This is a genomic window from Rhodospirillales bacterium, from assembly GCA_016872535.1.
Classification (GTDB): Bacteria; Pseudomonadota; Alphaproteobacteria; order Rhodospirillales; family 2-12-FULL-67-15; genus 2-12-FULL-67-15.
Window position 1 is genome coordinate 1 of record VGZQ01000151.1, and the last position, 2,189, is coordinate 2,189.

Annotated in this window: 3 protein-coding genes; all 3 read left to right on the top strand. The window is 63.1% G+C overall.

Annotated elements, in window-relative coordinates; all coding sequences use genetic code 11:
- The first annotated feature begins 185 nt into the window (after positions 1 to 185).
- The 3 genes from FJ311_16235 to FJ311_16245 are packed head-to-tail and all read left to right on the top strand — an operon-like array spanning position 186 to position 1,993.
- Positions 186 to 461, top strand: a complete 276-nt coding sequence (locus tag FJ311_16235; GenBank protein ID MBM3952983.1) for a hypothetical protein — start codon at positions 186 to 188, stop codon at positions 459 to 461.
- 33 nt (positions 462 to 494) lie between these two features.
- A complete protein-coding gene (locus FJ311_16240) occupies positions 495 to 1,064 on the top strand; it encodes a hypothetical protein (protein ID MBM3952984.1) in 570 nt (189 codons plus the stop codon).
- A 35-nt stretch (positions 1,065 to 1,099) separates the two neighbouring features.
- On the top strand, positions 1,100 to 1,993 hold the full coding sequence (locus FJ311_16245) for a hypothetical protein (protein ID MBM3952985.1): 894 nt from the start codon (positions 1,100 to 1,102) through the stop codon (positions 1,991 to 1,993).
- Positions 1,994 to 2,189 lie beyond the last annotated feature (196 nt).

A 2,189-nucleotide genomic window follows, 5' to 3' on the forward strand; every position in this document is an offset into this window, starting at 1 on the left:
GAGTCTTTACATCTTTACCTCTTATGGGGGACCGGGGGCGAAGCCCCCGGCGGATTTGTTAAGCCGCAATGCCGGCTGTCGCCGCGTTGCTTTCTTTCTTCCGACGAAACGGCCGTCTACCCGCCCCATAACCCTGGCGTTGGATCCCGAGGAGGGAACCGGGTGAAGCCTGGGGGGACGGTGCCATGTTCGGGAGAATCAACGAATTCGGCGATACGGACGTAATCGCGCTCGAAGGCGCCTGGGATTTTTGCGCAGCCAGGAAAATCCGGCGTCTTTTGTTAAGCGCGGGCACCTCAGCCGGCAGCATACTTGTGGACCTTTCGCGGATCGTCCAGGCCGAAAGCTCCGTGGCGGCGATGGGAATCAATGGCCATTTCCCGCGGTTTTTTGGAAATGCGCCATCAATCGGCGATCAGGCGATTCCCCACGGCGAAAAACACCGTCTGCTTCCCGCATAACCCGACCAGGCAATCGAATGGAGGATTGACGCTATGCTCACGACAACGAAATCACGGCCAAGCCTTCGCGCCGGTCTGCTGGCGGCGGTCGGGGCGCTGACGCTCTCGGCCTGTAGCCTCTACACCGGCGGCGCGCCGCAGGAAGGCATCGGTTTCCGCGAAGCACGGTTCGTCGAAATGTCGGCGGCGCGCGAATGGCGCAAGTGCCGCGACGAAGCGCTCGAGCTCGACCGCCAGGCCCGCAAGGATATCTCCCCCGCGCGCTATCTCGCGAGCGCGCGCCTGATTGAAAAGTGCGAAGCCGAAGCCGGGCCCGAGGCGGCCAAGGTTGCCGAGGACGAGCGCATGCGTGCCTACGCCCTTGCCGTGCAGAATCACCTCAAGGGCGGCGACATCGCCAAGGCGCGCGAGGGTCTCGCGAAACTCAAGACGGCCTATCCGCGCGCCGATCTCTACTACGCCGACGGCTCGTCGTTCACCGATACCATGGATATCCTGCTCGGGATCAAGGATCGCTCCGCGATCGGCGAGATCGTGACCGTCAACGTCGGCGAGGAGCTGCAGGCCGAAATCCGGCGCGCGCACTACTGGAAACGCAACTGAACATCCGCGCTTGTGAACGAAAAGGAACAGCGCCCATGCGCACCGAACAAACCAGCCAAGACCGCCCGGTGCTACGGATTGCCGTCGGTCTCGCCGTCCTGATCGCGCTCGCCGGTTCTCCGCCGGCGGCGGCGAAGGAAAGCGGCCCCGACTGGCGTCCGCAATCGAGCGAACGCCTGGTCAAACTGCCGGCGACGTATCTCAAGAAATCGCTCGACCGCGATTTTGCCGAGTCCGCGCTCGGCACGGCTTTGCAGGGTGCCGACGAGGAAATCGGGCTCAAGGGCAAGACGCTTGCCGATCTGAAGAACGCGATCAATCAGGCCGAAGACGAGGTGCGCACCGAGCTGCGCCATCAGTTCCTGGCCGAGAAGAAAGCCTATCTCGATTTAATGTCGCGCAAGAATGCGCTACAGCGCAAGCATGCCGCGATCAAAGTCCGCCTGTTCGACGACATGCTCCAGAACCTGAACCAGGACAAAGCGGGAGAGACCCCGGCCAAGCGCGACTTGATCAAGCGCCAGGACGCGGCACGGACGCGCTTCGAATCCTCGCTCGCCAGCGTCGACATGGCGATGTTCCGCACGGGGACCGCGCCGGAAAGCAAGTATGCCGTCAAATACGCCGAGAACGTGGCCGCGATCGAGCAGCTGGTGGCGCGCATCCAGAACCACAAGATGAATGCCGGGCCGACCGTCGACGGCGAGCAGATCACCAAGCAGGACTATCTGCGCCAGATGCTGGCCGAGGCCCAGTCCGAACTGGCGATCCGCGACCAGGAGGATGTGATCCTCGGGCATATGGCCAAGCTGGTGGCGCTCGACGCCATGACGTTGGCCGAAGAGACCCTCGATTCGGATCTGGCCGCCGGGGAGGCCCCGAACCGGACGGCGCCGTCCCAAGCCGTGCAGTACTTCATGAGCAATTGATTCACAACCCGCGATCACCCGAAGGAGCTTAACGATGCGCAAGTCACTGATTTTCACTCTCGCTGGTCTCGCCGTAACCCTTGCCGCCGGCGCGGCCACCGCCGGCACCCTTGAGAACATGGAACGCGAGCGCGCGCTCATGATCGAGGCCATGTTGGATCCGTCCCTCGGGCCGGCAGAACGGCAGACCCGCTTC

Coding starts and splice junctions, on each gene's coding strand:
- FJ311_16245 (MBM3952985.1), top strand. CDS start 1,100: ATGCGCACCGAACAAACCAGCCAAGACCGCCCGGTGCTACGGATTGCC.
- FJ311_16240 (MBM3952984.1), top strand. CDS start 495: ATGCTCACGACAACGAAATCACGGCCAAGCCTTCGCGCCGGTCTGCTG.
- FJ311_16235 (MBM3952983.1), top strand. CDS start 186: ATGTTCGGGAGAATCAACGAATTCGGCGATACGGACGTAATCGCGCTC.